This is a genomic window from Dokdonella sp., from assembly GCF_051958935.1.
GTDB lineage: Bacteria > Pseudomonadota > Gammaproteobacteria > Xanthomonadales > Rhodanobacteraceae > Dokdonella_A.
In genome coordinates, this window is sequence record NZ_JBQCFP010000093.1 from 1 (window position 1) to 5,663 (window position 5,663).

The 5,663-nt window shown below is 68.3% G+C and carries 6 protein-coding genes; 5 read left to right on the top strand and 1 reads right to left on the bottom strand.

What is annotated here, in order from left to right:
- The first annotated feature begins 69 nt into the window (after positions 1–69).
- From rpsR to radA, 5 genes are all read left to right on the top strand, one after another.
- Entirely contained in the window at positions 70–294 is a 225-nt protein-coding gene (rpsR, locus tag ACTHK2_RS08260; protein ID WP_131994381.1) for a 30S ribosomal protein S18, read from the top strand.
- A gap of 154 nt (positions 295–448) precedes the next feature.
- Entirely contained in the window at positions 449–898 is a 450-nt protein-coding gene (gene rplI, locus ACTHK2_RS08265; protein ID WP_440245227.1) for a 50S ribosomal protein L9, read from the top strand.
- A gap of 208 nt (positions 899–1,106) precedes the next feature.
- A complete protein-coding gene (locus tag ACTHK2_RS08270) occupies positions 1,107–2,492 on the top strand; it encodes a replicative DNA helicase (protein ID WP_440245228.1) in 1,386 nt (461 codons plus the stop codon).
- A gap of 185 nt (positions 2,493–2,677) precedes the next feature.
- Positions 2,678–3,757, top strand: a complete 1,080-nt coding sequence (gene alr / locus ACTHK2_RS08275) for an alanine racemase (protein WP_440245229.1) — start codon at positions 2,678–2,680, stop codon at positions 3,755–3,757.
- A complete protein-coding gene (radA, locus tag ACTHK2_RS08280; RefSeq protein WP_440245230.1) occupies positions 3,757–5,136 on the top strand; it encodes a DNA repair protein RadA in 1,380 nt (459 codons plus the stop codon). The genes alr and radA overlap by 1 nt, the downstream gene beginning before the upstream one ends.
- A 101-nt stretch (positions 5,137–5,237) precedes the next feature.
- Here radA and ACTHK2_RS08285 read toward each other — a convergent pair.
- The coding region (locus tag ACTHK2_RS08285) for a cytochrome C assembly family protein (protein WP_440245231.1) at positions 5,238–5,663 on the bottom strand (426 nt) is incomplete at its 5' end.

Sequence of the window (5,663 nt, forward strand, 5' to 3'; positions counted from 1 at the left end):
GAGGAAGCTGCTTCCGCTCCCGCCGAAGCCGCCGAATAAGCCACCGCCCAGCTCCGAAGGAATCTTCCCATGTCCAAGTTCTTCCGCCGCAAGAAGTTCTGCCGTTTCACCGCCGAGGGCGTGACCGAGATCGACTACAAGGATCTCAACATGCTGCGCCAGTACATCAGCGAGACCGGCAAGATCGTGCCGAGCCGCATCACCGGCACCAAGGCGCGCTACCAGCGCATGCTCGGCACCGCGATCGAGCACGCGCGTTTCCTCGCGCTGCTGCCGTACAGCGACGCGCATTGAACGGCCGTCGCGCGCGAGCGCGACGACCACTCTCCCTCTCCCCGCCGGGGAGAGGGCAGGGAAGGCAAGTGATCGCGATGCCATCCTTCCCGCACGAACATTCGGACAGCGAAAGCTGCGCCGGAACCTCCGACGCTAACGAATAGGCAGAACCATGGAACTCATCCTCCTCCAGAAAGTGAAGAACCTCGGCGCCCTTGGCGACCAGGTCAAGGTCAAGCCCGGCTACGGCCGCAACTACCTCGTGCCGCAGGGCAAGGCGACGGCCGCGACGGCCGAGAACATCGCCGAGTTCGAGAAGCGCCGCGCCGAATACGAGGCGAAGGCGAACCAGCTCTTGTCCGGCGCCGAAGCGCGCAAGGCGCAGTTCGAAGGCGCGTCCGTCACGATCAAGGCGAACGCGAGCCCGGAAGGCAAGCTGTTCGGCTCGGTCGGCCCTCGCGACATCGCCGTGGCGTTCACCGAAGCCGGCATCGCGCTCGACAAGAGCGAAGTCGTGATGGGCGAAGGCCCGCTGCGCCACATCGGCGAGTTCGAGGTGCACGTGCACCTGCACGCCGACGTGGACACCACGGTGAAGGTCGTGGTCACGGGCGAAGACTGATCGACCGCTTCACCGCTCCGACGAAACGGGCGCCTTCGGCGCCCGTTTCTGTTTGCGCCTGCGAAGAGCGTTCAAAGATTTCAGGCGTTCTGTTTCAGGCCTCCCACTCCGCAACGAGCACCAACGCACAGGTTATCCACAGAGTTGTTGTCTCGACAGTTGAGACGGCGCCGCGGATGATTCATCGCCGAACGAACGCAGCGTCGCCATGGCCCTGACCGAACGCAAGAACGTCTCCAACATCGAAGCGCTGCGCGTGCCGCCGCATTCGGTCGAGGCCGAGCAGGCCGTGCTCGGGGGGCTCATGCTCGCGCCCGACTCGTGGGACCGTGTCGCCGATCGCCTCGTCGAGGACGACTTCTACCGCAAGGATCATCGCCTGATCTATCGCGCGATCGGCGAGCTGTCGGCGAAGAGCATGCCGTACGATGCGGTCACGCTCGGCGACTGGTTCCAGGCGCAGAACCTCACCGATCTCGTCGGCGGCGCGAGTTACGTGATCGAACTGGCCAACTCCACGCCGAGCGCCGCCAACATCACCGCCTACGCGGACATCGTGCGCGAGAAGTCGGTGCTGCGCCAGCTCATCGACGCGGGCACCGAGATCGCCGGCGATGCGTTCCAGCCGGAAGGCCGCAGCAGCCAGGAGCTGCTCGAAGTCGCCGAGCAGAAGGTGTTCCATATCGCCGAGGCCGGAGCGCGCGGGCGCAAGGGCTTCGTGCCGATGCGCAGCGCGGTCAAGGAAGCGTTCCAGATCCTGCACCAGCGCTACGAGAACCGCGGCTCGGTCACCGGCCTGCCGACCGGATTCATCGATCTGGACGAGATGACCGCGGGGCTGCAGCCGTCCGACCTCATCATCGTCGCGGCGCGACCGTCGATGGGCAAGACCGCGTTCTCGGTCAACATGGCCGAGTACGCCGCGCTCAAGACGAAGAAGGCGGTCGCCGTCTTCTCGATGGAAATGTCCGCCTCGCAGCTCGCGTTCCGCCTGATCTCCTCGCTCGGCCGCATCAACCAGCAGCACCTGCGCACGGGCGACCTCGCCGAGGAGGAGTGGCCGCGCGTGACCAACGCGATCACCCTGCTCAGCGAAGCGAAGATCTTCATCGACGACACGCCGGCGCTCAGCCCGAGCGAACTGCGCGCCCGCTCGCGCCGCCTCAAGCGCGAGCACGACCTCGGCCTCATCGTGATCGACTACCTGCAGCTCATGCAGGTGCCCGGCACGAAGGAGAATCGCGCCACCGAAATTTCAGAAATCTCGCGCAGCCTGAAGGCGCTCGCGAAGGAACTGAACGTGCCGGTGATCGCGTTGTCGCAGCTCAACCGCTCGCTCGAGCAGCGCACCGACAAGCGTCCGGTGATGGCGGACCTGCGCGAATCGGGAGCGATCGAGCAGGACGCGGACGTGATCATGTTCATCTACCGCGACGAGTACTACAACCCGGAGTCGGGCGAGAAGGTCGTCGCCGAAATCATCATCGGCAAGCAGCGTAACGGCCCGACCGGCGTCGTGAAGCTCGCGTTCCTCGGCCACTACACGAAGTTCGAGAACCTCGCGAGCAACAGCTACGCAGGGACGTTCGAGTAAACAACCGGCCGTCGCGGGACGGGCGGTGCAGTCGTCGCGGTCGCGGCGACTGCGGATGGTCAGCCAGCAGGAGCGGCACCGGCCGGTGCCGCGGGGTGCTGCCAGCGCCACGACGAGGCTGCGGCGCCGTGTGCGGGCCGCTCCTGCGCGGCGTATGAAGCGACGAGTCCACGAGGAACGACGGCATGCGCGCGACGAGCGCCACGATCCATCTCGGCGCGCTGCGCGAAAACCTGCGTCGCGTGCGAGAACTCGCGCCCGGCGCGCGCGTGATGGCGGTGGTCAAGGCGGACGGCTACGGCCACGGCCTCGAGCGTGTCGCGCGCGCACTCGAGGGTGCCGACGCGTTCGGCGTCGCCGGCATCGCCGATGGCCAGCGGCTGCGCGCGGCGGGCGTGTCGCAGCGCATCGTCGTGCTGTCAGGCCACGACGAGGCGACCGATCTCGCGGAAATGCGCCGCCTGCGCCTGGACACGGTCGTGCACAGCGACACGCAGGTCGACCTGCTCGCCGCGGACCGCGATCCGCGCCCGCTGCGCGTCTGGCTCAAGCTCGACACCGGCATGCATCGCCTCGGCATCCCACCCGAACGCGCACGCGAGGTGCACGCGCGCCTGCGCGCGCTCGCCTGCGTCGATCGCGACATCGTGCTGATGACGCACTTCGCGAACTCCGACGTGTTCGACGACGCGATGACGACAGGGCAGATCGAGCGTTTCGAGAGCGCGGCGGCAGGCCTCGACGGCGAGCGCTCGCTGTCGAACTCGGCGGGCGTGCTCGGCTGGCCTGCGGCGCGCGGGCAATGGGTCCGCGCCGGTGGCGCGCTGTACGGCATCTCGGTCGTCGCCGGGCGCACCGGCGCCGATTTCGGATTCCGCCCGGCGATGACGCTCGCGACGCGGCTCGTCGCCGTCAACCGCATATCCAAGGGCGAGCGCGTCGGCTACGCGGCGACCTGGCAGGCGCCCGAAGACATGCCGATCGGCGTCGCCGCGATCGGCTACGGCGACGGCTACCCGCGCCATTCCGACGGCGCGACACCCGTGCTCGTCAACGGCACGCGCGCGCTGCTGGTCGGGCGCGTGTCGATGGATCTCGTCACGATCGACCTGCGCGGGCATCCTGACGCGAAGGTCGGCGACCCGGTCGTGCTGTGGGGCAGGGGCCTGCCGGTCGAGGAAGTCGCCGCGCACGCCGGTACGATCGGTTACGAACTCACCTGCGGCGTCACGCGCCGCGTCCGCTTCGTCGAGGACGACGCCTGATGGCCAAGGCAAAGACGGCTTACGTGTGCTCCGAATGCGGCGCGGAGCACTCGAAGTGGCAGGGGCAGTGCATCGAATGCGGTGCGTGGAACACGCTCGCCGAAATCGTCGTGCAGCCGGCCGCGAAGTCGGTCGCGGCGTCGCGCACGGGGTATGCCGGCGCGACCGGGCCGGCGAAGATCACGCGCCTCGCGAGCGTGGCCGCGGAAGCGGAGCGGCGCAGCGACACCGGCATCGGCGAACTCGATCGCGTGCTCGGTGGCGGCCTCGTCGCCGGCTCGGTGGTGCTGATCGGCGGCGATCCCGGCATCGGCAAGTCGACCCTGCTGCTGCAGATGCTCGGCACGCTCGGCCAGCGCGTGCGCGGCCTGTACGTGACCGGCGAGGAGTCGCTCGCCCAAGTCGCCGCGCGCGGCCAGCGCCTCGGCATCGCGCTCGACGGCCTCGAAGCGCTCGCCGAAACCTCGATCGAGCGCATCCTCGCCGAAGCCGCGACGGCGAGGCCCGACGTGCTCATCGTCGATTCGATCCAGACCATCTGGACCGAGCAGCTCACCGCCGCGCCCGGGTCGGTGTCGCAGGTGCGCGAATCGGCCGCGCGGCTCGTGCGCTTCGCCAAGGAAACCGGCACGAGCGTATTCCTCGTCGGCCACGTGACGAAAGAAGGCGGCATCGCCGGGCCGCGCGTGCTCGAGCACATGGTCGATGCGGTGCTCTACTTCGAGGGCGAGTCCGGTTCGCGCTTCCGCGTGCTGCGCGCGTTCAAGAACCGCTTCGGCGCGGTCAACGAACTGGGCGTGTTCGCGATGGGCGACAAGGGCCTGCGCGAGGTGCCCAATCCTTCGGCGATCTTCCTGTCCGCGCACGCGCGGCCGACCGCGGGCAGCGCGGTGATGGTCACGCGCGAGGGCACGCGGCCGCTGCTGGTCGAAGTGCAGGCGCTGGTCGACCAGAGTTCGCTGGGCAATCCGCGCCGCGTCGCGCTCGGCCTCGAACAGAATCGCCTTGCGATGCTGCTCGCGGTGCTGCACCGGCATGGCGGCGCGGCGGTGTACGACCAGGACGTGTTCGTCAATGTCGTCGGCGGCATCCGCGTGCAGGAAACCGCGGCCGACCTGCCGGTGCTGCTCGCGGTGCTGTCGAGCTTCCGCGACAGGCCGCTGCCCGACAAGACCGTCGCATTCGGCGAAGTGGGTCTTTCGGGCGAGATCCGCCCGGTGCCCAACGGCGAGGAGCGCCTCAAGGAAGCCGCGACGCACGGATTCCGCCGCGCGATCGTGCCGAAGGCGAACGCGCCGAAGAAGACCCGCCTCGGCGAAATGGAGATCCTCGCGGTCGACCGCCTCGGCGAAGCGCTGTCGGCTGCGTGGGACGTGTAGGTCCCCGAGATCGAACAGCATCGCGACTGCAGTCGTTCAGACACAGCTCCGGCATGTTCGTGGGAGCGGCGCAAGCCGCGATGCCCCGCAGCCCTCAGCCCTCACGCCGCCCGATGCAGCACGAGCTCCAGCACGAACTTGGTGCCGAAGAACGCGAGCAGCAGGATCGCCATGCCGGTGAGCGTGAGGTTGACCGCGCGCCGTCCGCGCCAGCCCCAGGCGCGCCGACCGTAAAGCAGTACGCCGAATACGATCCAGGCGACGATCGACAGCACCGTCTTGTGCGCGAGATGCTGCGCGAACAGATTGTCGACGAACAGGATCCCGGTCAGCAGGGTCAGGCTGAGCAACACGAATCCCGCTGCGATCAGGCGGAACAGCAGCGCCTCGGTCAGGGTCAGCGGCGGCAGCGAATGCAGCAGCGCGCCGAATTGGCGATGGCGCAGGGCACGTTCCTGCAGGGCGATCCTGCTCGCCCTGCAGGAACGTGCCCTGCAGGGCACGTTCCTGCAGGGCGAGCAGGATCG

Bases quoted from the DNA above. Each gene is read 5' to 3' on its own strand.
- rplI (WP_440245227.1), top strand. From the start codon at position 449: ATGGAACTCATCCTCCTCCAGAAAGTGAAGAACCTCGGCGCCCTTGGC.
- rpsR (WP_131994381.1), top strand. From the start codon at position 70: ATGTCCAAGTTCTTCCGCCGCAAGAAGTTCTGCCGTTTCACCGCCGAG.
- alr (WP_440245229.1), top strand. From the start codon at position 2,678: ATGCGCGCGACGAGCGCCACGATCCATCTCGGCGCGCTGCGCGAAAAC.
- ACTHK2_RS08270 (WP_440245228.1), top strand. From the start codon at position 1,107: ATGGCCCTGACCGAACGCAAGAACGTCTCCAACATCGAAGCGCTGCGC.
- radA (WP_440245230.1), top strand. From the start codon at position 3,757: ATGGCCAAGGCAAAGACGGCTTACGTGTGCTCCGAATGCGGCGCGGAG.